We start from the raw sequence: 25219 nt of genomic DNA on the forward strand, positions 1-25219 counted from the left end.
GCGTGTGGGATGCCGAAATAAATTCGGCATGACTTAACAATTAAATGTTGTGAGTAGCGTAACCAATAAGCGATATATTCCAATAGATTGAAAATAAATCAATGATTTTAGCATAAAATGCCGTTAATTAGCCAATCATTCTGCGTAGCGCTAAATACGCCATATTAACGCCTTTTAAAACTCAAATACTACAAACAAAACTATACAATTCATGAAAAAAACTTTGCTATTTGGATGCTTAGCCCTCCTGTCGGGTTTCAGATTCGCGTCTGCGCAAGAAAGGAAAGCTCCTTCGTATCCGTTAATTACGCATAATACTTATTTCAGCGTTTGGTCGAACACCGATAAACTGGCCGAGTCGACCACTACACACTGGACCGGCGCTGCCCAGTCGCTGATCGGCATTATTAATGTTGACGGTACTGATTATCGCTTCTTAGGTAAAGAGCCGGAGCAATACAAAACCATCCTGCCTGCGTCTGACGAGAAAGACTATTCGGTAAAATACACCTTCACAGAACCTGCCGGCGACTGGACCTCAGCGTCATACCCTGCGACAGATTGGAAAGAGGGCACCTCGCCAATTGGTGATAACCGTGGCGACAAGATCAAATGGAGAACTAAAGACATCTGGGTTAGACGTACCTTCACCATTAGCCAGACTGACGATATCAATAAACTATTGCTAAAAGCATCCTGGGATGATAACATTGAAGTTACCTTAAATGGCGAAAGCATATTCACCCGCGTTGGCGTAAGCAAAGGGTTCGAAATGTCGCCGTTGGATAAAAGCAAACTGAAAATAGGCGAAAACATTATTACCATGCATGTGGTAAACACAGGTGGTGGCTCGCGTGCCGATATTGGTTTGGTTGATAAAGAGAAACCTGCCATCGCTAAAGATCTGGAAGTAGCAGATCAGAAGAATGTGAGCATCAATGCTACGCAAACTATCTACACTTTCAAAGTGGGCAAGGTTGATCTGGATGTTACTTTCACTTCGCCATTGTTGCTGAATGACCTGGCACTGTTATCAAGACCGGTAACTTATATCACCTACAAAGTAAAAGCTAACGATGGTAAAACCCACGCGGTTAAAGTATTATTCAGCGCGTCTACCAATCTGGCGGTTAATCAGCCTAAACAAGCGGTTACTGCTACCAAATACAGCACTGCAGCATTATCGATTTTGAAAGCCGGTACAGACGAGCAGCCGATCCTGCAAAAAGCAGGCGACGATGTGCGTATAGACTGGGGTTATATGTATGTAGCGACACCTAAATCGGCCACTGCCACGCAGTTTGTTACTACCGAGAATGAGGCTGTTATGGCATTCCGTCAAGGTCAAACTACTACAACTGGTATGAAAGGTACCCAACTGGCTTTAAACACGGTTATTCCGTTTGGTAAAGTTGGTGCATCGCCGGTATCTAAATTTGTTGAGGTTGGTTATGACGATATCTATTCGATGCAGTACTTCACTACCAACCTGCGCCCATGGTGGAACAACTCAGGCAAAGAAACTATCGAGGGCCAGCTGACCAAAGCACTTACAGATTATCCTACGGTATTGGAAAGATGTGCAGCCTTTAACAAAACCATGTATGCCGATGCGGTAAAAGCAGGCGGTAAAACTTATGCCGATCTGTGCGTATTGGCTTACCGTCAAAGTATTGCTGCCCATATTTTGGTTAAAAGCCCCCAGGGCGAGATCCTGTGGTTATCTAAAGAAAACTTCAGCGGTGGTTTCGCTAATACGGTTGACGTGACTTATCCGTCTGCTCCATTGTACCTGATCTATAACCCTAAATTGTTGCAGGGTATGCTGAATGGGATATTTTACTTTAGTGAGAGCGGTAAGTTTAAACATGATTTTGCTGCACATGACTTGGGTAGTTACCCGCATGCTAACGGCCAGACCTATGGCGAGGGCATGCCAGTTGAAGAATCTGGTAACATGACTATTCTGACTGCTGCTATTTGTAAAGCACAAGGCAGCCCGGCTTATGCTAAACTGCACTGGAAAACCCTGAGCACCTGGGTTAATTACTTGACCACCGAAGGTTTTGACCCGGCTAACCAGTTATGTACAGACGACTTTGCCGGTCACCTGGCGCGTAACGCTAACTTATCTGTAAAAGCTATAGTAGGTATTGGTTGCTATGCGCAACTGGCCGAAGCACTGGGCGATAAAGCTACTGCCGATAAATATCGCGCGATAGCGAAAGATATGGTAGGCAGATGGCAAAAATTAGCCGGCGACAAAGATCACTTTACCCTGACCTTTGAGAACCCGGGCAGCTGGAGCCAGAAATACAACCTGGTTTGGGATAAAGTATTAGATCTGAACTTGTTTCCGCAGTCTGTTTATGATACGGAGACCAAGTGGTACATCAGCAAGCAAAATGAGTTTGGTTTACCTTTAGATAGCCGTAAAACTTACACTAAATCTGACTGGATCATGTGGACCGCTACTTTTGCACCAACTCAAAAAGAGTTTGAAAAGCTAACCGATCCGATTTACAAATATGCTTTAGAAACGCCAACCCGCGTACCATTGAGCGACTGGCACGAAACTACCAACGGCAAGCAAACAGGTTTCCAGGCCCGTAGTGTTGTGGGGGGGTATTTCATGAAATTGTTAGATTATAAAATGCACCTGGCAAAATAGTCGACAGGTTATTTTAGATCATATGCAGACAACAAAAAGCCGCTATAACTAGCGGCTTTTGTTGTTTAGGTCAATACGTAAATTGCTTTAATATTTGATTTATTGGTTAATAATGATTTACTTAGATCGATAAAACCAATTATAAACCTATAAAAACGCTTTCTAAACAATTAACCTAATAGCATTCTGTGCATGGCTATCACCTGGTTTTAGCTAACCCCCGGCAAGGCAGCCATTATCAGTTATTGTTTACCTTATCTCTACGCCTATGAAAATAGCTTTACTTGCATGCGCGGTTTTTTTTGTGTCCGGATTTTTTAGTCTGGCCTATGCGCAATCTGACTCTGAATCAGCCGTTGATTCAACTTATGATTTAGGTCGTACCACATTCAAGAAACGAAACGTACAGGCCATAACCATTAAAGGCTCAGACCTGGAGAAAATGCCCTTTACCGATATCAAAGACGCTATCAATATTTATGTTAACGGCATATACAGCGCTAAACAAAATTATGCGTATGTAATAGATGGAATTTTAAATGCCGATATCAATGCGTACAGCATTTATGATATTGATGAGATATCCATCATACAAAATGCTGCGACCGCATTAAATGGAGCAGACCCTACTAAAGTTCTGGTTTTGGTAAAAACCAGGCGTGGCGGCACCGAAAGCAGCGGCGTAACCGTAGCCGGCCAGTCTGACTTTGTGAGGCTGATGAAAATATCGCAATTCCTTCCAAATCCCGAGTTTTCTGCAAATGACTTGCATAAGGTTAATACCATGTATCATCAATACTATGTATCGGCTTATGCTAATACCAAAAACATCAGGGCAGGCATATCCGCAGAAATTATACATAATGATATCCCGTTGGGCGCCGATATTGTACCGGTCGACTTCAATTATGAACAATATGGCGCGATAAATACCAACAGGTATAAATTTAACGGCTACCTGGATGTTAAACTGGGCGAAAGAAATCTATTGAGCGTAAACACAGGTTACGCGCCGCAACGAGATTTGACCAATGAATATAACACTGTAACCATCCCTAATGGTCATATCAATAAATACGACGCTAATTTTTACAGTAGCCAAAATCTGTTTTATACCGATATTAAGCTAACAACGCAAATAGCCCAGGGCTTTACCAATAAAATAAGCGCCGGCTTTCAAAGGTTGCGTAGCAATGCGCAAGAGGTTACACATACCTATGATAACGGTACTTTAGCCAATTCTTTTGAACGCGACTCGGTTAGCGCTATTAACAGTTATGTTGCTAAGGATGATATCAGTTACGAAACTCAATTAGGAGATTTTACGCTGCAGCCAAACGTTAACTTTACTTACCGCCAGGCAGGTAATCCGCACAGCATGAATGAGATTAACTCGTATAACGGGCAATTCTTTCCCCCGTTGATTAATCAATATTCTGCAACTCAAAAACTCGCTATTTTAACGCCTTCAATAACATTGGGTTATCTGGATTGGGTAAGCTTGCAGGGTGGCTTTCAAACTTATTTTAACAGCACGGCAAAGTCAACTGTAGAAGGACATGATAACACCACGCCGCTTCCTTTTGCTACCGCCAATATTGACCTGACCAAACCGTTGGATTTAGATACCAATGACATGCATTTGAATCTTTTTGGATCGTACGCCCAAAATTTTACTTATGCTAATGATCTGACCAGCGGTTTACTGGATAATTACTTTATCCACGTAGGCAATAACGCAAACTTTAGCACAGCACCAGACCCTTACCAGGTTTATACACAAATACAAGGGGGCTTAACCGCTTCATTTTTAGGAAACAAGTTGTCTTTCAGCTATAACTACAGCCTGAAAAGATTTAGTGCAGGGCAGGATATATTAACTACTGATGTGCTATACATCGACCATTATTCAAACACCAATGCGCGTGTGGAGCTGCATCGTGTCGGCATTGACTTTGCTTTGCCAACTGATGGCAATTTTAAGTGGCGAACCAATTTAAACGGTACACTGGTAATTATGCGCGACAGCTACAAAGTAGTTAATTACCTGCCAGAATTTTTGCGGCTTGCTTATCCCGGCAAACCATTTATAACCGGTGGTTTTGTCAACCAATTTTCCTATAAGGATCTGTATCTTGATTTTGGGGTGATCTATTGCATGAATCAGGCTAAACTTGATCATCCTAATTCTACGCAAACCTACGAGCTCATCGGTAAAACAAATACCTTCGATCTGCAAAATATCGACTTAGGTTATAAAATACCGGTAACCCATATCAAAAGCCTGGAAGTTTATGCCAGTGCACGCAACCTGTTTCAGAATGATCAATCGGCCATTGTTGAAAGCCGCAGGTTTATAGGTGCAGGTTTTAAGGTGGGATTATAGATTGCTATCGATTTAATTGTTATAGCCACATCTTTTAAATAGTTGTCATTTCGAACGACAGAGAGAAATCTTATAAGCTAAGCAGTTGATCGCTTGTATAAGATTTCTCCTCGTACCTCGTCGAAATGACAATGGATTAGTCGAACTTCTTCATGATCTTAACCAAACTTTTGGCAATAACGGCGCAGCCTTTATCTGACGGATGCAAACCATCATAAGTAAGGTTCATAGCTTCTACCGGGTAAGGATAGTCATCGGCCGGATTAAACGGCACGTTGAGGAATTTTGGATAGGGCAAATCAACATACTGCCCGCTTGTGGCATCCTTAACCCGTTTAAATTTCACCAGGTTAGGCAACATAAAATCCGGGTTATGGTACAGATCATTTACCGGGATATTTTCCAGTTGTGCAATGGCGACAATAGCGTTGGCCACAGCCTCTAAAGTCTGCCCATTCTTTTCTTTGTAGGAGCCGTCGGCAGTGTTTCTTTTGTCTAGTATGTAAACAAAGTCTACACGCTGTAAAGGTGTCATCAAAACAATTTTAGCATTTGGATTCAATGCCTTGATCTTATCCAAAATGATACGGAAAGAACCATTAATCGTCTTATTGCCGGTTTTGTTTTTATAGTCGTCAATAGTGCCAATAGGGCGTCCCTGCCACCAGTCATTAGTTCCCAGGAATACCGTGTAGATATCACCTTTCGGGATATTCAGCTTATCAAAACTGTCAGCAATACCACCCGATGTCCAGCCATTGTATCCTTTGTTTACGTAATGGATATAATCCAGCTTTTCGGTAACCTGGGTCAAATAACCTTTGGTCAGCCTGTCCTGAGTTTCGTTTTTATGATCATTCAGGTAAGTGATCGAGTCGCCAATAGCTACCCAGGTCAATTCTTTGTGTGTAAAGGACGCCAGCATACAAATGGCTGCAATAGCCAGGATTATTTTTTTCATATTAAATTTGTGTCTATAAATGAAGCGAGGTCATGCCGAATTTATTTCGGCATCCCACATGCAAAGCAAACAAGCGATAAGCTAATGCTCATCGGGTAACTCTAATTCCCCTTTCAAATCTTTCATATCAGGATTTTCCTCTTTGATCAAATTAACTTTCCAGTCTTTATGCCATCGTTTCAATTGCTTTTCACGATCGATGGCATCAGCTATCCGTTCAAAGTATTCATAATAAACTAAATCATAAAGTTTATATTTTTTAACAAACAATGATCCTTCATTATTAATATGCTGCCAAACCCGCGACCTTAAATCGCTGGTCACGCCAATATAAAACGTTGTTCGGTATTGGTTAGTCATGATATATACATGGCCCTGTGTGTAAAGCATTACTTTTTACTTAGCGCGTGGGATGCCGAAATAAATTCGGCATGACCTAGCTATTTTATCTGCATATCAAAATCATCTCCCCACAACCGGGAACTGCGAGATCCGCAGCTTGGTACAGCCATAGGGCACCAGCGTTACTTCTTCATCTTTTTCCTTCGGTGTACCTTCGTTATAAATTACACTATATGGCATTGGGCCGGTCATATCATTGTACAAAGTCCAGTTTGGGATGCGGCGCGCTTTTACGGTAAGCTGTAATGGTGCATTCGTCAGGTTCCATGGATAGGTAGCTACCTGATCCTTTTTTTGTAAAGTAAAAGCTTTTTCCAGTTGATTAGCACGAACATCGATCAAACCATAGTTCCAGGGGGTAGTTGGTCTAACTTCGGTATACTCGATGCCATAAGCAACCGGGTCGCGATCGTTTTTAACTGTGGTTACCGCTTCGCCAATCTTTAAAGCATAAACCAGTGGGCCGCGCTCTACTGATACCGAGTTTTCATACCAGGTATTTTTAAAGATGTGCATAGGCAGTTGCAACTCAACCACATCGCCATTTTTCCATTCGCGGTTGATCTTTACTACCTGGTTGCCGGCAGATTGCTGCAGCTCGGCACCGTTTACTTTGATGGTGGCGTTTTTACACCAGGCAGGTATCCGCAGATCTAATGGAAAGGTAACCGATTTAGTTTTTTTATTTAAGCTTAACGTAAAGCGAATGTTCTCATCAAACGGATAATTGGTTTCTTCTTTAAAAGTAACCGGCACGCCGTTAGCCACATTGGCGCTAACATCGCTGGCAGAATATACTAATGCAGCCAGGCCATTGTCGGGTGTGGCATACCATAGATTTTGGGTGAATTTTGGCCAGCCCTGGTGCATATTTGAGGTGCAGCAAGGGTAGCCGGTTAGCAAACCATAACAAACATCGGTACCGGCGTGATTTACGTTAAAGTTACGCGCATCTCGCGTCAGCATTACCTGGTTAGCCTGCTGAAAATACTGTCGACTCAAATAGTCTTCAGAAGTTTGGGCAGGCAAAGCGTTAAAGGCAATCTTCTCTAGTCTGTCTGCATAATCAACGCCACCGGTAATGGTTAATGAGTTTTCTAGCGTAAACATCATCTCTACCGCCGTGCAAAGCTCAGAGCCTTGCGTTGGGTTGTTACCGTGTAAAGATTCATCGGCACCAAAAAGCCCATGCGCCATGCCGTTGTATTTGGTTAGGTCATACAGACCCTTCTCCATCGCATCGATATATTGTTGTTCGGGATGTTGCTGATAGTAGATCAGCGGCTCTTTCATGCCCTCGGCCAGGTTTACGCCGTGCGCGCTGCCCAGGTCGGTTAACATTTTTCCCTTCAGGAAAGCACCGGTAAAATCAAAAGTTTGTTTATGAATCAGATCGCCAAGGTCCAATAGCGATTTATCACCGGTAATATTATACAGCCAATAAACCACCATCAGGTTATCGCCGCCGCGCCATTCGGCCCAGAAGGTCCAGTGGTTAAGCGGTTCTTTAGGTAATTCTTTAAGCTGATAATGGAAATAGTTAGTCAATAAGTTAATCACCCGTTTATCGCCGGTGGCAGTGTAGTACTGCTGCAGTACTTTAAGCATTACCATTTTTGGCCACCAGTCGCGGCTGTTATCGCGCTGTATGCCCGGCTCGTAACCGTAGTCTTTCGACGGGCCGAAATAACCATCGGGCTGCTGGCTTTTAATGGTCCATTCAATCCAGGGTTTTACTTTGGCTATCAGTTCTTTGTCTTTCAGGATATAAGCCAGCGGTAGCAGGCCATCAATCCAGTATGGGCCGCGTTCCCATTGGTCGCCATCGCCGCCTAACCAGCCGTTGCGGTTACCCATTACCAGCGGATACAATTTATCCAGATTACCGGTTGCGCCTTCTTTTTGTTTGATGAGCATTTGGCGCAGCCAACCTTGTGGCGTAATAGCACCTAAAGGCAATTGGATATAGGGATTTTGACGTAAAGGTGCCTTAGCCAAAGTGTAGTTTTGGCTGTTGCCGATCTTAGGAATAATAACGAAACAGGCCAATACAGCCAGCAAATGAAAACGTCTCATAGAAAGGAGTAATTTGGCCCTAAACTTAAGCAGATTTATTGGAAAATGGATGACGCCGCTGGTCTTAGCAATAATATGTCATTGCGAGCGGAGCGCGGCAATCGCGAACTATGTATGGCTGTTATTACTTTTCTCCTTGCGATTGCCACGCTTCGCTCACAATGACAAACAAGGTCTTTTCTGTTAGTCCGGATTGCAAATTCGGACTAACAGAAGAAAACTCACAGTGCTCAAGCCTAATATTCTACCGTTGCCTTTATAGCCAGGTCGGTACCAAAAGGATAAAAATGATCATATGTTTTCCATGTCCTGTCCAATTGCATCACCCATATATTTAGCTGGTTACCTTTTACCGGCGAAATGCCAATGAAAGGACGATAAACAATAGCAGTATCTACTTTACTGGTAACCTTGTTATAAACCGGTGCCTTGCTGGCATTAAAAAAATCGCGCAGCCATTCTACCGCAACAAAAAAGCCTTTACTTGGGATGATGATATTATCTTTCCGAAAATCTATGATCGTGCTTTTGCTTTCGACATAACTGGCATAGCTTGATCTTCTATTCAGGTAATCATTAACGTATTCTTCATTATCAATATCAATAATCCGGTCATAAAGATCGGCTCCTGGTCCGCCGGTTGCCGGGTCGGTATCATATATCCTTACCCTGAATTTCGTCAGCAGCCAATCGCTGGGTTTGTTGATGGTAATACTTGCCAGTTTACTAGTCGCGGCATCAGTGACAAAATGCTGCGCTATCTGTAAATAATTAAACGGCGCATCGTCTGTCGCTACCCCGGCATAAAGGCCTATGTCGTCGGCCAGATAGTCGTTTAATGTTCGCTTTGCAGAAAATTTGGTTTGGATTCCCTGGTTTTTTGGGATCATCCTGTACAGGCGAATGGTATCCATGGTCGCCAACGTACTTATGGGTAATTTTAGCGGTATATAAGTCTGTGCGTTTAAAATAATAGTATCCCGCATTGCTGCCAGATTTCCCGGAATGATAAAAACCCCATCGCTTTCAGTGGCAATGGCCAACTTAGCTTTCAAAATATTGATGGTAGCATACCCTATAGGTTTTTTTGTGTTAAAATCAACCACATGAAATGTATTGATCTTTGGCGCCTGCTGAGCATAACTTACCGTAGAGACAATGCAAAAAATCAGGAGCAAAATTCTTTTCATACGCTATCAGTAATTTATAGTTGCCGACAATGCGATCTCAGACCCCGGATGCTTATATCGCGTCCAGGCACCATTGACCAGTTTCCATGAGATAGGGTTTGTTGAACGCTCGTATCGTACCAGTATGGGCTGATAGATCACCCGATCAAATCCACCGTTTTGCCAGGTTCTTATTTCCCCGTTTGCTCTAGTTTCAAGCCTTGCATTACCGCCCTTCAGAATATATTCGTTATAAGGCAAAGGCAACCATTCAATAGCAACAAAAAACTTTTTGGGGGGCAAGACAACATTGGTGCTATCAAACCGCACGGTTACCTTACGAGATCTGTCTGCTAAAGAGATTTCTTTGGTAGCCAAAATGCTATCCGGCGCGCCATTTGCCGGGTTAACCGTCATAATATGTACCTTAAACATCGAAGTTTTCCCAGGCTGCATATCCCAGGCATCGGGGCCGGGTTGCCAGCGCCCCAGATCTATGCTGGTTATTACTGCATCTTGTTTTGACGTCTCGAATAATTTAGCGTACATGGTTGCCGAATAGAATGGATAAGAAACAGACCACGAAATTTGGGCATCCAGATCGCCTCGGGTAAATTCTCCTAACTTTTGCGTTTTCTTTCTATAGCGGATCTCGACTTCTTTCAGTTTAGCAGAACTTGGCTGCATGGCGATGAACATCCCCCGCTTATAAGCCGATACCGGCAAAGTGTAAGTTTGATAGCCGACGCAAGTAAATACCAGGCTTTCTTTTTCAACCGCAGCAGGGGCGTTCAAACTAAAATAACCCTGTTCATTGGTGCGGGTAGCTGTTTGTGTTTTAGATAGTATGACAGTGACGGAGGGGATAGCGGCCTCCGTATTTTTATCCACCACCTGACCCTCATAATAGGCTTGCGCAAAAACGGCACCCGATTGGCATATCAACAACGTCAAAAAAATTAACAGATGGTAAAAATATGATTTCATTGGTTAGGTTAATATTGTCGATAGCACGACGAATAATCAAAATTACAAAAACCATTGAAAATCAGGTGATCCAAACAAGACTTATACGTCAGAAAAAATGATCCAAACTGATCCAACTATAAAAGTCGTTTTATATTAAACTATTGATTGTTAAATAGTTTAATTTTTAAGGTGATCCAACCTGATCCACATTCTCGCGTGGATCAGCAGGAGACGCAAGTACGCGTCTCTACGCTACGTTTGAACCTGTTGGTAGAGACGCAATACTTTGCGTCTCCATGCATTATTGTTTGATGAACCCCAGCTTTTTCAAATAAGTATAAACGTAGCAACCAATACAGATTCCGAGTAATGATTCCAGTCCCGCACAAACCAGCAATATAAACAACATGATCTGGGCAATGGTGAGTAAGCCCGTAACCAGAGTCAAGAAAATGATGCCCGAAAATATCAATCCCATTAAAGCCGCAAAACGTTTGGGTGCTCTATCAGTCGGTTTATTTTTGATGTGGAACAGGGTGGTGAGCTTACCGGCCAAAAAGCCCAGCGGACTATAAGCATTCAACTTAAATGCCCGTAAGCCAAAATCTACCATCAAAAAAATGGCCACGCCCCAATTAAGTTGTACCCAGCAGATGATACCTAAAATCAACACCAGGAAAGCCACCATGCGTGCACGGTTCTCGTCAATAATTATAAAATCTACCGGGCAATCTAAATTGTTATCAGCCATATATACTATTAAGGTAATTTGCCGGGTAATGTTTGATTAGTTGCAGCACTACTTTTAGCGCCCTTAAAGCCGTACCAATAGGTAGTAGCCGCAAAGTCGGCAAAGCCGTCTTTCCAACCCAGGGTTTCAATACTAAAGCGGAACGATTTATGAAAGGGCACTGCATCCAGGTTACGGGTGCGGGTAAAGGTGTTGTAGCCAAACGAGTCGGCGTTATCCGCCCTTGGTGCATTGGCAAACGGCGTTTGATACAATACTACCGGCGCCCATGAGGTATTATAATAATCCTCGGTACCGGTGCCGTACTCAACCGGGAATTTAGCGTAATCTACCCATAATTTCTGATCGCCCTCGCCGTACCAAACGTGCATGTGGTTGTATACGGCAAAAGTCTCGCCTACAAAAACACCGCTACCTTCAATGGTGTTCAGATCCCAGTCCATAGGGTAGTTTTTGTCTGTCGGATAAACGGGCACATCTACTTGACGCAACGGGACATTGACCTGGTTCTTCCAGTCGGCATGAAAATACATAGTTTGTTTCACCCAGTTCCAGGCGCCATTTTTTGCTTTAAGCTCGACATGTACAGGCTTATTATTCAAATTCAGCACCGTTATTCTGGCCGTATGCTGATAAGGCATAAACCAGCGACTGACAATCTCGCCATCATTCTTGACGGTGCGGTACCAGCTTTTTAAAGGCTTGCCACCAACGCCCGATCCTGAGAAATCGCCGATGGGGCACCATACGGTTTGCTCGCCGTCAAACTCTATTTTTAATACGGTCGATCGCAGGGCCTGGGCATAATCCGCCGGATCGTCGGTTTTAATTTTAATAGACAACATGCGGATGCTGGATGAGCCGTGGGGCAGATCAACAGAAGCTTGGTTAGTCGGCGCTATTTGCTGATCGATATCTGTTGTTGGCCCGGTGATTATAGTGTCGGGTTGCAACAGCCTGTCATTCGTTTTGTCGACTTGCGCTTTTAGCTCATTAAAGTGTTTGATGGAGAAAGTCTCGGCATGACCCAGCTTAATATAGTTTATCTGGTAATAGCGAGGTTGGTTGTCGGGGTCCTTATCCTCAAAAGTAACCTTGCAATGTTTGGCATAAGGCATGGGCAGGTAAAGTGTGCTGCCGCCTTTTTCCTTTGGCTCATAGCTTGAATGCGCTTGTAATAATGCTTTACCCAGCGGTAGTCCAATTTTCATCAAATCATACGCAGGAACGGTGATTTCCGGCTCCGGTTTATTATCAAAATAGATCCTGATGGTGCCGTGTCGCTTAAAGGTGGTTAACCAAAAACGAACGATAGCGCCCGGCCCGTCAACATCCATCATTACATTTTCCTTGCGGCCATTTATTTCGTCTGTACGGATGTATTGTGACGCGTCGCGGTTAGTGAACCAACCCGGCTGATCGAATGCTACCGAGCGACGATCATAGCTGCTGGCTTGAAACTCCTCATGTCCTGTGGGCTGCAGTGCTCTGAATCTGTTGTCAGTCATTAATGATAGCATGACTTTGCTGGTATCTGCACTGCAACCTGCAATCAATAAAACAGGCAGCAAGGCAATGATAAAGGTTTTTGGACTTTTAAACATAGTTGACGTTCTAGTATTTCTTCATCACCTTAACCAACATATCGGCTATACGTTGATGCCCTTTGTCTGAAGGATGCAAACCGTCATAGCACCAGTTCATGGCATCAAGCGGGTAGGGGTAAGCGGTGGTGTCAGTCGGGTTAAAAGGTACGTCGATGTAATCCGGGTATTTATAGCTTTTGTACGCGCCGGTTTTCGGGTCCGGAATGCGTTTAAAGTTAACGGCATTGGCAACAGTAGCGCCGCTTTTGTTGTACAGGTCAACCAGTTCAAAATGTTCTTTTTGGGCGATGTCGATGATCGCGTTAGCATAAGCAACTAAAGGCACGCCCGAGTTATTTGGTTTATAAGAACCATGGATAGTACTGTGGATGTTATTAATATCCACATAATCAGCCCGCTGAAAAGGCGTGATCAGAACGATCACCGCATGATCATTCAGACTTCTGATTTTATCAACCACAGTGCGGTAAGACCCATAAGCCGTAGCATCGCCGGTGGCATTTTTGTAATCATCGTAAGTGCCTACAGGCAGGTTGGTCCACCAATCATTAGTGCCCAGAAACACGGAGTAAAAATCGGCCTTTTCAAGTCCCAGGTTATTAATGTTGTCTGCTATGGCTTTAATTGTCCAGCCAGAGAATCCTTCATTTTTAAAATGGATGTAGGGTAGTTTTTCAACTACCCTGTCCATATAGCCTTTGGTAATGCGGTTCTTGGTTAGGTTTGGCCTGCCATTAAGATAGGTTATGGAGTCGCCTATGGCCATCCATGTTTTTTCTTTTGGGGGGGCAAAGGCCGCCAACAGGCCCACCAAGGCCAACAATACCGCAATTTTTTTCATACAGACATCAGGTTTACTAATGTCAAACTTAATAATTTTTTTAATCTAAAGTCCGGTTGCTGCCTTTGGATTTAATTTTATGCTGGCATCGCCAATGCCGCCATTTACATCAACCCCGGCAATCTTAACGGTGTATTTGCCTGCTATGTCTGACGTGTAGAACGACAAGTGTGCGTTTCCGTTTTGGTCGGTAGTAATGTTTGGCTCCCAATAAATCGTCGCGCGATAATCGGGCACAGTTACCGATGATGCCACGTTATATTTAGGGCTGTAAAACAACTGCGGTTTTAAAATTGGTAATGGCCGGTAGGTAGTAGTGCCCGGTGAGGGGTCTCTATAACTAAGAATGCCATCTTTGGTGGTTAGCTCTACTACAGCAATATCATCCATGAATTTAGGCCCCGCATATCTATTCGTGTATTTTCTGCTGTAGGCAACCTCCAATCCTGTAAGATCAGGGATTTTATAATCTCTTAAGGCTTGTATCACTTCAGATTCGGGGGATAATACAGAATATTCGGGATGCGGCCGGCCGGGACGAGTTGATGCGATTGCCGCTTTTTCCAAATTCACATCTTCCTCCACATCAGGTGCATCTATATTTAGTATTACCGGCCCGCCATTCATATGAAGTATGACCCCGTAGCCATTAAATGACATCAGAGGAGTGAATACCACTTCGCCTCTATATCCTGTTTTTGTCGCCCCAAGCACCCTGAATCCCGGCAGTTTCTGTTTAAGCAATTCATATAGGTCATTGGTTGCTGATGCTTTAATGTCCTTTTCATCAAAAGCCATATCAGCGTAGCCTGCGCCAAAAGGATACCTTGAACCTGGTATCACTTTTTTTGCTTTGATCTGTACTTCGTTTAAAAGCCTGCCGGTATACTTTACATTGTCTTTGTTCATTTCGATTTGCTTTGATACGAAGTTTAACTCTCTCGCGTCGGTATTTACATACCATGGTTTAACCGGTACGTTGATAGAATCACGGGGATGTAAAGGCTTAAATCGATTGTCAATAGAAATACTGCCAAAGCTAATATGCTTGCCTTTAGCATTGTTAGCCTGCAAGAAGAATGATCCGCTATCAATGGGCGGTAAATGATCAAAAATATAGCGCCCGGTCGAGTCGGTAACTACTGTATTTACAAAGCTTGGCTTTTGCGACGAGATCAATACCGTTTGATTTGCCGATGGCTTGTTGGTAATGTTTTTAACTAAACCGGTTATTTTAAATTCTTTTTCGGCCTGATATTTTACCGGTTTTGCCCGTGTAAAAACGTCGTTCCAATCATAGCCTGTCCATCCCTGGGTAAGCATTAAATTGTCAAGTGCTTGCCAGGCCTGGTTATCTTTCCGGTTGATGTAATAGCCCGGCGATTCAATATTTCCTTTTAAATCGGCGTTAAGTAACAGGCTGGGCGCAATGCCATAATTACCTAAGCTATCCGGTTTTATTTGCGAGTCGTCTGTAACAGCCAACGAGAAGTTTCCTTGTACCGGCAGGCCGCTTTTATCCTTTACCTGGATATCCAATGCTACGCTGTCGCGCTTTACATAGCTGGCTTTATTTGACTTTAGGCTAATTTTCAACTGGTCGCCATTATCAATAAAAACGGCGCGCTCATTCAATGGGGTCATTCCCTCAAAGAGCGTCAATTTTGCAATCCCGGTAGGAAACAAATTTTTAGCTACCATTAACGAAGGTTTAGCCAAGTCAACTTTTTGCGAATAGTAGATCACACCCCTTGAAGTACCTATAAGGTAACATGCGCTATCGGTAGGTAATGAATTGGCACCGGCTATGTCAACCTTCAGGTCGTCGCCCTGCTCTGGGTTGTAAATGTGCAATACGGTGCCCTTAGGCTGTATTTTAGGTAATTTATAGCCTTTGGCAATTGGCTGGCTAATGCGAGCTGTATAAGTTTCGCCGGCGTGAGGAGTAAACAGGAAAGATCCCATGCCGTTATGCAATGGCGTAAATGATACTACCTCATTGTCTTTACTATCATAGATACCACCAACAACCGCGGTGCCGCTGCCATCTTCGGCAATAGCTTTAAAGCCTACCACCGAGTTGAGTCCGGCTACCAGGCTACCACCCTCGGGTAAAAACTGCAGGTCAATTTTTTGATCACGATTAAGAACAAGCGGCACCTGTACCACTTTAAAGTTATCGGCTTTATCCAGGCTGGTTATTTGCAGCCTAACACGCCGACCGTCTGCCTTCGCTGCTAACTCATGACTGATATTGAGGCTACCATCCGGGCCGGTTTGCACTTCCTCTTTACTGATATAATGGTACTCATCATACAACTTAACCTCTACCTTTTTGGATGCGATAGGAGCAAGCGGGTTATTAGCCTGGGTTAGTTTCAGGTTGATTTGTACCTGGTCCTTATCGCCAACCTTTTCAAGCTTAGCTGCCGAGTTTACCAGCCAGGCGTCAGTTGCCGGCACACCGATGTAGAAGTGCTGGGTAAATATATAATCGCCGCCAAAGTTTTGCATCCAGTTGGTATAGGCCCGCAGGGTATAACCGCCTTCTTTAAAGATGGCAGCCGGTAAGGGTATTTGTCCCCAGGCAAGGCCGTCTTTGACGTTAACACTCACGCGTCGCACAACCGAAGCGCTATCATCAACCAATTCTATATATTCTAATCCGCTTAGGCGCGATGCAGTTAAGTTTACGCCGTCAAGCAGGTAGCTTTTAAACCAAAGCGTGTCGCCTGTATTGTAGTAAGGCTTATCTGTATGCAGGTAAACTTTCTCCAACGGTAAGCGCTTGTTAAAGGCATCAAGCGGTGTGGTAATTTTGGTTATGTTTTTATCAGTAACAGTTGATAACAAATTATTGTTGACAGCTTGCCCTGCATCTACCGTGTAATGATAGATGGCGCGGCCCAACTGCCCTTGCGCATTAATACCTTCAATTACTACCCGGTATTTGCCCGGGCCATCGGCATTGTAAAAGTTAAACGAGGTATTGCCTGCCGAATCTGTTTTTAAATATGGGCTCCAGAAAACGGTGGTGCGCAGATCTGGTAGCTGCTCGGCATTGCCCGGGCGGCCGTAGCGCGGCGAATAAAACTCGCGCACTTTATTAAAGCCCTTCGGCGTGAAATTAACAACGGCAGGATTGTAGTTTTTCCTTACATAATCTCTTTTGGTGTAGATCATTAGGGTTGGGCCGCCCAGGTAGTTTATTAAAGCCTGGTTAGTTCTTATAATATCTACTTTCGCTACACCGTCAGGGTCAATCGAGTCATTATCAAATATATCGCCAACCTCGTCTAAAGTCAACAGACGGCCATCTAATACTACATTTAGGGGAACTAACCCCGAGCCGGGTACAAAGGCATATGGGTAATTATTAACAACCGTACTCTGAGTCTTTCGCTGTTGATAAACAACGCCGGTCAACATGGTTTGAAAACACATCAACAGGCTGGCGCCTTCCTGGTGATCCGCCGGTATTAAATAGGTTTGATCGGCATGCCCGTCCGGTACCCTAAGGCCCATTTGGTCTTTATAAGGTGGCGGTGCCGGTTTCCTGGCTTTTATCCGTACTTCTCTCAGCCGATGCATTTTGTCCAGCAGCCCCATCTTTTCGTAGGCGTCGTCCTCTTTATTTACATTGCCCAGGTATTCTTTTAAGGTGGCGGCAACGTTGGTACTTACGTCGGGCATGTTAGGGTTATGGCTCATCCTGATTTTCGGGATGGTATCCATAATCACAATCACATGGTCGCTTTTACCATTGCGTGCCTGAATGGTTATTTTGTTACTGTCGGTAATAAAATAACCCGGAAATTTAAAGCGGCCATTACTATCGGCTGTGGTAACCTTGGTTACACCGGCTCTTAACGCCATCATGATAACAGAGGCGCCGGCCTGTGGCCTATGGGCCAATGTAGTTACCCTGCCCGACATGGTTGTACCCAAACCCTCCACCGGGAACACAGGTTTAGCAGCAACAGTACTATTTAAAGCCTTCCAGGTAAAACGGCGATAGCCTTGTGTAAGCATCAGGTTGTCTAAAGCGCGGTCTACGTCATCGCTTTTATTGGCAAAGTAATAGTTAGGTTGTTCTACATAGCCTTTCAGATCAGACGTTAGCAGTATGTTAGAAAAAATGGTGCTCTCCTTATTTTCATCAATGGGCACCTTGCCCTCGTCAATTACCGATACCGAAAAATTACCGGCTGCCGGCATGCCATTACCATCTTTTGATTGCAGGGCTACCTGTACGCGTTCTTTACTGTTGTAGGTGGTTTTAGCGGTTTTTATGTTCAGGTTCATCAAATCATTACTGCGGATGAATGCAATGCGCTCATTGATAGGATCGCCGGCGGCATTAAATAAAGTAAATTGTGCAATACCTGTGGGGAAGGACTTTTTATCCAACAAAACCGAGGTCATTAACCCTTCTATTTTTACCGGCGACGCAAATACCACCTCGCCACCGGCATGAATGATCAGATTTGTATTTGACTGCTGCAAACCGGCTGAAGCCTGGATTCTTACCAGCACGCTGTCTTTACCCGGTTGATATACATTTAGCGTATAACCGTCGTTTGATACCGCGGGCAGGGGCAGGGTTTTAGTCGAGCCATCATCAAAAGTAATTTTAGCCGAATAAGTTTTGCCTGCCTGCGGGCGTAACAGAAAGCTGCCCATGCCTGCGTGCAGTGTTTCAAACGGCAATACTTCCGCACCTGTTTCATCAACTAATTGGCCCTTGATATTTACACCAAGGCCATCAATACCCACCGCCTTGAAGGCTACTCTTGATAATAAACCGTTAACCAGCGTACCACTTTCCGGAAAAAACTGCACATCGCTTTGCGCCAGTTGCGCTTTTACTGCAAAATCCCGGGTAACGGTGCTTTTATCGTCGCTTTGCAGGATGGTATGGATGTAAGCGCCTGCCAAACCGCCCGGGGTATTAGGTATGTTAACCGACACGTTACCCTGCGCATCGGTTTTAGTGTTGCGCTGCCAGGCTACTTTTTTGTTGATCATTAATATATACCGCACATCGCGATTGGCAACCGGACCCCCATTTTTATCGCTGTAATTTAGTGTGGCTGTCAAGGCCGGTTTACCATCGACATCTTTGTACCGATAATCGGCTTTGGTTAAGATGTTATGATCTATCAGATCGCCAACGGTGAAGGTGTGATCATAAAAATAATCGGCGCCGGCGTTTGCCATCCACTGTGTATAAGCACGGATACGGTAACTACCCTCGCGAAAATCATCGCCCAAAATAAAGTTACCCATTACCATACCTGCGGTTACCGGCAATTTAAGTTGCTGTAGTAAGGAGTCGCGCTCATTAACCAATTCTACATATACCGCCCCGCTTAATGACGACAACTGGTGGCGCGCACCAATAGTGAGGTAACCTTTAAACCAAATGGTATCGCCCAGGGCGTAGTAGGGTTTATCGGTATGCAGGTATACTTTTTCCTGCGGGATGCTGTCTCTCCAGAGCTGCAGGTTAGATACCAGCTTATCCAGCGGATTTTCATCGCGCGGAATAAAGGCTAAAAAAGCTAATGCTAGAGAGCATAAGGCTAATTTGATGGTAAGTTTAATGGTTGGTTTCATGGGGTTGATAAGGTTAAAGATATGATCTTCAATGGATAAATTTAAAAAGCGAACGACATAATATCAATTAGGGGCAGTTGCACTAACGGATGGTGCATCTACTGTGTAGCGGTATACTTGCCTGGCCAATTGTCCGTCGTCAGTAATCCCTTCAACCGTTACTTTATAGGTGCCGGGGCCATCGGCATTAAAAAAGCTGAAAGAGGTTTTACCATTGATATCTGTTTTTACATCCGGGTTCCAGTAAACGGTGCTGCGCAAGTCGGGTGTTTTAAGGTAATCGCCCGGCTTGTCATATTTCGGCAGGTAAAACTGGCGTACTTTGTCATAGCCTTTGGGCATGATATTAACCAGGCTTGGGTTCGAAATTTTCCACCGGTAATCTTTTTTAGTGTAAATGAGCATAGCCGGCGCCCCCCAGACATTTTTTAAAGGATTGGATGGAAAAATCAAATCTATTTTGATGATTGACGCAACGTCCAATTCGCCATTGTTAAAAATGTCTACCAGCTCGTCATGATCAATAATTTTACGTCCATTCAGGTAAACTACTGCCCCCGGCAAAAAACCGTCTTTGGTGCTATTAAAAATAATTTTGGGTAACTGGCCTTGTAAGTAAATTCCCGGCGGCATGTAGTCTTCCTGGTATGGAGGTTTAAAAGTATAATCAGCATGCCCTTCGGGAACCATTGGCCCCCATTGTTCGGCGTAATTTCTAAACGGATCCGGCTTTTTTGCCCTAATCTTCACTTCATTTAATCGATGCACTTTATCAAGCATGCCTAACTTCTCGTAGGCATCATCCTCTTTTTTGCCATTGTCGAGATATTGTTTTAGGGTGGCTTGTACATCCAGGCTAACGTCGGCCAGGTTAGGGTTGCTGTTAACTTTTATGCCAGGTATACTGTCTACTACCAGCTTCACCTTATCGCTGCCTTTTGCGGTTCGGGCTTGTACAGCAAGCTTGACGCTGTCTGCCAAATAGAAAGGTTCAAAATGAAATTTTCCATCAGCGTCTGATGTGGCAGATCTTGTTATACCGGCTCGTAAACCTACCAGGCTAATGTTGGCATCGGGCACGGGTTTATTACCTATTAAGGTTGTTACCCTGCCTGATACCAGGGTTTTTAAATTTTCAACCGGATAGGCGGGTTTAGTGTTAATTATATTCCCCGGGTCTTTCCAGGCAAACCGGCGGTACCCTTGGGTAAGCATCAGGTTATCTAAAGCCATATCAACCGCATCGCCTTTTTGGGCGAAATAATAATTAGGCTCTTCAACATATCCTTTCAAATCGGAGGTGAGCAGCACATGCGAGAATATGGTGCTTTCTTTATTTTCATCAAAAGGGATTTTAGTTTCATCTACCACAGCAACCGAAAAATTACCGGGCGTGAACCCGCCCAGGCCATCTTTAGCTTCCAGGTTAACTTGTACCTGCTCTTTGCTATTGTAGGTTGTTTTAGCAGTTTTAATATCCAGCTGGGTAATATCTGTGCTGCGGATAAACGCCAGACGCTCATTCATAGGTTCGCCGGTATTGCTGAGCAGTGTAAACTGTGCTATGCCCGTCGGGAAATCTTTCTTAGCAAGTTTAATGGATGTTACCGGCTTATCGATCTTGACCGGTTCGGCAATAATCACCTCGCCATTGGTATGCGCCACCAGGCTAACCGAAGAAGCTTGTAAAGCAGCCGAAGCCTGGATTTTTACCAATACGCTGTCTTTATCAGCTTGGTCAATACTCAGTACATAACCCTGGTCGGCAACTTTAGGTAAGGCAATGGGTTTGGTACTGCCGTCGTCAAAAATGATATTGGCCGTATAGGTTTTACCCGCTTGCGGGTTCAATAAAAGCGTGCCCATACCGGCATGCAGGGTTTCCAGTGTAGCAATTTCCTTTTTGTCGTTATCAACAATATTGCCTTTGATATGGATACCCGACCCGTCAACGCCAACGGCTTTAAAAGCCACCCTTGAAGCTATGCCATTTACCAGGCTACCGCTTTCCGGGAAAAACTGCACGTCGCTTTGCACCAGGTTTGCCTTAAACGAGAAATCGCGGATAATAGGATTCTTATCATTTGGACCAATAATGGTGCGCACGTAAGCGCCGCCGGGATGCAGCTTAATATCATCTGGGATAACAATACGCACGCTGCCCAGCGCATCGGTCTTATCATTTTGTTTCCATAAGGGTTTATGGTCGGCCCAGATCTCGTAGCGCACCGTTTTATCGCCATAAGCTTTACCCGCATCATTGGTGTAGTTAAGCAGTGCCGTTAACACCTGCTTGCCTTTATTATCGCGATAGCTAAAATCGGCCTTGGCTACCACGTCGCCGCCGGCAACATCGCCAACGGTAAAGGTGTGGTCGTAAAAATAAGCTTCGCCGGCATTACGCATCCATTGGGTATAAGCCCTGATGCGGTAGCTTCCCTGCGGATAATCTTCTTTCAAAATAAAATTGCCTGCTGCGGTGCCCGAGCTAACCGGTAGTTTGAGCCGACTCAATACCGAATCTTTCTCAGAAATCAGCTCTACATACATAGCCCCGCTCATGGCCGATAGTTGATGCCGCGCTCCCTCGGGCAGATAGCCCTTCAACCAGATCGTATCGCCCAAAACATAGTAGGGTTTATCCGTTTGTACATAAGCCTTTTCTATAGGCATGCGTTTATTAAAACTATCCAGCGGCGCAATGATAGGGTTTGAACCATTGGAGGCCACAGGTGCCGTGTAAGCCATGGTTTGCCCGGCACCAACCGTGTAACGGTACACCACGCGGCCCAGTTGCCCGGCAGCGTTGATACCTTCTACCGTTACCTTGTAGGTGCCGGGTCCATCGGCATTAAAAAAGTTAAACGAGGTTTGGCCGGCTACGTCTGTTTTTAAGTAAGGGTTCCAATATACGGTGCTGCGCAGATCTGGCTGGGTTAAACTGGCTTTGGGTTTATCATAGCGTGGCGAATAAAACTCGCGCACCTTATCAAAGCCTTTTGGGGTGATGTTAGCCATTGACGGGTTGTAGGTATGCCTTACCTTTCCGCGGTTGGTATAGATAAACAATACAGGCCCGGGCGGACGACCTACCATGTTCATGAGCGCCTGATTGCTGAAAATATATTCCATCTTCACAATATCCGACGGCTCTAAATCACCGTCAGTCATCAGGTCGCCCGCCTCAAACCGGTCAAGTAGTCTGCCATCCAGTACTACATATAACAGGCTGGTTTCTCCTGCAAAATGAACCACGGGATACAAGGGATAAAATTGATGTTTGTTTTTATCGAACGGATCAATTACGTCCTTCCCCTCAAAGACTACGCGGGGTAAGCTGGCCGCCAGGCAAATAGCCAGGCTGGAACATCCCTCAGGGTTGGATAGTTTAATGGTTTTATCAGAATGCCCCTCCGGAATTTGCAACGGACCCTGCATGCTGTTATATGCAGGTTCTGTCACCACCTTTTTCGCCCTGATCTTTACTTCTTTCAGGCGATGCACTTTATCCAGCATGCCCAGTTTTTCGTAAGTGTCGTCCTCTTTTTTGCCACTTTCCAGGTATTGCTTCAGGCTGCTTTGAATGTTCAGACTGGCATCTGGCAGGTTGGGGTTGTGGTTTACTTTGATGGTGGGGATGCTGTCTAAAAGCAATATCACCTTATCGCTGCCTTTACTTGTGCGCGCCTGTAATGAAAGCTTGATACTATCCATTAAAAAGAAGGGATCAAAACGAAACTTACCATCGGCACCGGCACTGGCAGATTTTACCGCGTTTGCTCTTAAAGCTATCAGGCTGATGTTGGCATTGGGCACGGGTTTGTTATTAGTTAAGGTAGTTACCCGGCCGGTAATCGAGGTGCCCAGATCCTCCACCGGGAACTGTGGTTTGGTGCTGACGGTATTATTCAACTCCTTCCAGGTAAAGCGGCGGTAACCTTGCGTAAGCATCAGGTTATCCAGGGCACGGTTTACCAATTTGTTATCGGCAGTAAAATAATAATTAGGCTGCTCTACATAGCCTTTCAGGTCAGACGTAAGCAGCAGGTTAGAGAAAATGGTGCTTTCCTTGCTCTCCTCAAAAGGCACCTTGCTCTCATCCACCACCGAAACCGAGAAATTACCGGCGGTTGGTTTACCCTCGCTGTCTTTAGCTTCCAGGTCGGCCATTACGCGTTCTTTACTGCTATACCCGGTTTTAGCCGTTTTAACATTAAGCTGCATCATATCATTACTGCGGATGAAGGCTATGCGCTCAAGCAGTGCCTCGCCGCCGGCATCGAATAATGTAAATTGGGCTATGCCGGTTGGAAAAGCCTTTTTACTTAACCAAACAGAAGTGATAGGTTTTTCTGTGATGTATGACGAGGCAAATACAATTGCCCCGTTAGTGTGAACAATCAAATTTACGCTTCTTTGCAGCAGCGCTACCGAGGCATGGATACGCACCAGCACGCTGTCTTTGTGCGGTTGGTAAACACGCAATACGTAGCCTTCGTCTGCAGCTTTTGGTAAGGCTATGTTTTTGGTCGAGCCATCCTCGAAAGTAATATTGGCGCTATAAGTTTTGCCTGGCACGGGAGTTAGCAGGAAACTACCCATACCGGCGTGTATGCTATCTAATTTGGCTACTTCCTTATTATCATTATCAACAATATTGCCTTTCATGTTAACGCCCAGGCCATCAATACCCACGGTTTTATAGGCTATTCTGGAAATAATACCGTTTACCAGGCTGCCGCCTTCCGGGAAAAACTGAACATCGGTTTGTGCCAGGGTGGCTTTAACCGGGAAATCGCGAATGATAGTAGATTTATCGCTGCCCTGCAATGTGGTATGTAAATAGGCACCCTCGGGATGTTGCTTGATATCGTCAGGAATGTTGATCCGCAAACTACCCAAAGCGTCTGTACTGCTGTTTTGCTGCCAGAGTACTTTGTGATTTGCCCAGATCTCATAACGAACAGGTTTATCGCCCAGGGCCTTGCCCTCATCGTTGGTGTAGTTCAATATGGCGGTCAATGTGCGTTTACCTTGATCATCGCGATAGCTAAAATCTGCCTTGGCTACCACATCGCCACCGGCAACGTCGCCCACGGTAAAGGTGTGATCATAAAAGTAATCTTCGCCGGCATTGCGCATCCACTGCGTATAGGCGCGGATACGATAACTACCCTGGTGATAGTCATCCTTCAACGTAAAATTGCCCATCACCATGCCCGAGGTTACCGGCAGTTTAAGCTGCTGCAATACCGAATCTTTCTCAGAGATCAGCTCTACATACATTGCCCCGCTCATGGCCGATAGTTGATGTCGCGAGCCTATGGTCAAATACCCCTTAAACCAAATGGTATCACCCAGGGCATAGTAAGGTTTATCCATATGCAGGTACACTTTTTCCTGCGGGATGCTGTCTGTCCAGTGTTGCAGGGCAAAGGTTAGTTTACCTAGCGGATCTCCATCACGTCTGGTAAACGCAAAGAGTGCCACCGAGCTTAAGAGCACAATTATGATAATGGTTTTGGCAGATGTCTTCATTACTTATAGGTTAGGTTTTCAAATACCCGGGTTAAAAGTATACGTCGACACAATCACCATCATAGACGATCGGTCTGCCATAAAAGGCAGATATTCAGTGGGCTATAAGGCAATTGGTCTGTACTAATGTAAACAGAATATTACATTACCAAAAAGGGGTAATTTATGAAAATGACTTAAAAGTCATGAAATATTAAGTTGAAATAGAATGATGTCATTTTTTAAGATT

Annotated in this window: 12 protein-coding genes; 2 read left to right on the plus strand and 10 right to left on the minus strand. The window is 44.6% G+C overall.

The annotated features are described in order from the left end of the window. Nucleotides 1-211: 211 nt before the first annotated feature. Together HB679_RS12505 and HB679_RS12510 are read left to right on the plus strand one after the other, a co-directional pair. A complete protein-coding gene (locus HB679_RS12505) occupies nt 212-2671 on the plus strand; it encodes a glutaminase family protein (RefSeq protein WP_214072318.1) in 2460 nt (819 codons plus the stop codon). A gap of 268 nt (nt 2672-2939) precedes the next feature. Continuing rightward, nucleotides 2940-5057 carry a hypothetical protein gene (locus tag HB679_RS12510; protein WP_214072319.1) on the plus strand — a complete coding sequence of 706 codons (2118 nt, stop codon included), beginning with the start codon at nt 2940-2942 and terminating at the stop codon, nt 5055-5057. Nucleotides 5058-5193: 136 nt separating this feature from the next. Here the strand turns inward: HB679_RS12510 and HB679_RS12515 are convergent, their stop codons facing one another. The 10 genes from HB679_RS12515 to HB679_RS12560 all read right to left on the minus strand — a co-directional run bounded on the left by HB679_RS12515 (nt 5194) and on the right by HB679_RS12560 (nt 24990). Further along, nucleotides 5194-6018: an SGNH/GDSL hydrolase family protein gene (locus HB679_RS12515; protein WP_214072320.1), complete on the minus strand. Its 825-nt coding sequence runs from the start codon at nt 6016-6018 to the stop codon at nt 5194-5196. Nucleotides 6019-6099: 81 nt separating this feature from the next. Next, nucleotides 6100-6408, minus strand: coding sequence for a GIY-YIG nuclease family protein (locus tag HB679_RS12520; protein ID WP_214072321.1), 309 nt, complete (start codon nt 6406-6408; stop codon nt 6100-6102). A gap of 72 nt (nt 6409-6480) precedes the next feature. Next, complete coding sequence (locus tag HB679_RS12525; protein ID WP_214072322.1) at nt 6481-8496, minus strand: beta-L-arabinofuranosidase domain-containing protein; 2016 nt, start codon at nt 8494-8496, stop codon at nt 6481-6483. A gap of 236 nt (nt 8497-8732) precedes the next feature. After that, the gene (locus tag HB679_RS12530; protein ID WP_214072323.1) at nt 8733-9686 is read right to left on the minus strand and encodes a hypothetical protein; all 954 of its coding nucleotides are present in this window, start codon (nt 9684-9686) and stop codon (nt 8733-8735) included. A 6-nt stretch (nt 9687-9692) separates the two neighbouring features. Beyond that, nucleotides 9693-10652 carry a carboxypeptidase-like regulatory domain-containing protein gene (locus tag HB679_RS12535; protein ID WP_214072324.1) on the minus strand — a complete coding sequence of 320 codons (960 nt, stop codon included), beginning with the start codon at nt 10650-10652 and terminating at the stop codon, nt 9693-9695. 283 nt (nt 10653-10935) lie between these two features. Beyond that, nucleotides 10936-11385 (minus strand): DUF4395 domain-containing protein, encoded by a 450-nt coding sequence (locus HB679_RS12540; protein WP_214072325.1) that lies wholly within the window; start codon nt 11383-11385, stop codon nt 10936-10938. A gap of 8 nt (nt 11386-11393) precedes the next feature. Next, nucleotides 11394-12989 (minus strand): glycoside hydrolase family 172 protein, encoded by a 1596-nt coding sequence (locus tag HB679_RS12545; protein ID WP_214072326.1) that lies wholly within the window; start codon nt 12987-12989, stop codon nt 11394-11396. A gap of 10 nt (nt 12990-12999) precedes the next feature. Next, on the minus strand, nt 13000-13833 hold the full coding sequence (locus HB679_RS12550) for an SGNH/GDSL hydrolase family protein (RefSeq protein WP_214072327.1): 834 nt from the start codon (nt 13831-13833) through the stop codon (nt 13000-13002). A 45-nt stretch (nt 13834-13878) separates the two neighbouring features. After that, nucleotides 13879-19452, minus strand: coding sequence for a hypothetical protein (locus tag HB679_RS12555; protein WP_214072328.1), 5574 nt, complete (start codon nt 19450-19452; stop codon nt 13879-13881). A 63-nt stretch (nt 19453-19515) separates the two neighbouring features. After that, nucleotides 19516-24990, minus strand: a complete 5475-nt coding sequence (locus tag HB679_RS12560; RefSeq protein WP_214072329.1) for a carboxypeptidase-like regulatory domain-containing protein — start codon at nt 24988-24990, stop codon at nt 19516-19518. Between the last annotated feature and the right edge of the window lie 229 nt (nt 24991-25219).

The organism is Mucilaginibacter sp. dw_454 (assembly GCF_018449775.1).
Classification (GTDB): domain Bacteria; phylum Bacteroidota; class Bacteroidia; order Sphingobacteriales; family Sphingobacteriaceae; genus Mucilaginibacter.

Excerpts from the sequence above, each read along its gene's own strand:
- HB679_RS12520 (WP_214072321.1), bottom strand. The coding sequence starts at position 6,408 with ATGCTTTACACACAGGGCCATGTATATATCATGACTAACCAATACCGA.
- HB679_RS12530 (WP_214072323.1), bottom strand. The coding sequence starts at position 9,686 with ATGAAAAGAATTTTGCTCCTGATTTTTTGCATTGTCTCTACGGTAAGT.
- HB679_RS12555 (WP_214072328.1), bottom strand. The coding sequence starts at position 19,452 with ATGAAACCAACCATTAAACTTACCATCAAATTAGCCTTATGCTCTCTA.
- HB679_RS12550 (WP_214072327.1), bottom strand. The coding sequence starts at position 13,833 with ATGAAAAAAATTGCGGTATTGTTGGCCTTGGTGGGCCTGTTGGCGGCC.
- HB679_RS12510 (WP_214072319.1), top strand. The coding sequence starts at position 2,940 with ATGAAAATAGCTTTACTTGCATGCGCGGTTTTTTTTGTGTCCGGATTT.
- HB679_RS12515 (WP_214072320.1), bottom strand. The coding sequence starts at position 6,018 with ATGAAAAAAATAATCCTGGCTATTGCAGCCATTTGTATGCTGGCGTCC.
- HB679_RS12525 (WP_214072322.1), bottom strand. The coding sequence starts at position 8,496 with ATGAGACGTTTTCATTTGCTGGCTGTATTGGCCTGTTTCGTTATTATT.
- HB679_RS12505 (WP_214072318.1), top strand. The coding sequence starts at position 212 with ATGAAAAAAACTTTGCTATTTGGATGCTTAGCCCTCCTGTCGGGTTTC.
- HB679_RS12545 (WP_214072326.1), bottom strand. The coding sequence starts at position 12,989 with ATGTTTAAAAGTCCAAAAACCTTTATCATTGCCTTGCTGCCTGTTTTA.
- HB679_RS12540 (WP_214072325.1), bottom strand. The coding sequence starts at position 11,385 with ATGGCTGATAACAATTTAGATTGCCCGGTAGATTTTATAATTATTGAC.
- HB679_RS12535 (WP_214072324.1), bottom strand. The coding sequence starts at position 10,652 with ATGAAATCATATTTTTACCATCTGTTAATTTTTTTGACGTTGTTGATA.
- HB679_RS12560 (WP_214072329.1), bottom strand. The coding sequence starts at position 24,990 with ATGAAGACATCTGCCAAAACCATTATCATAATTGTGCTCTTAAGCTCG.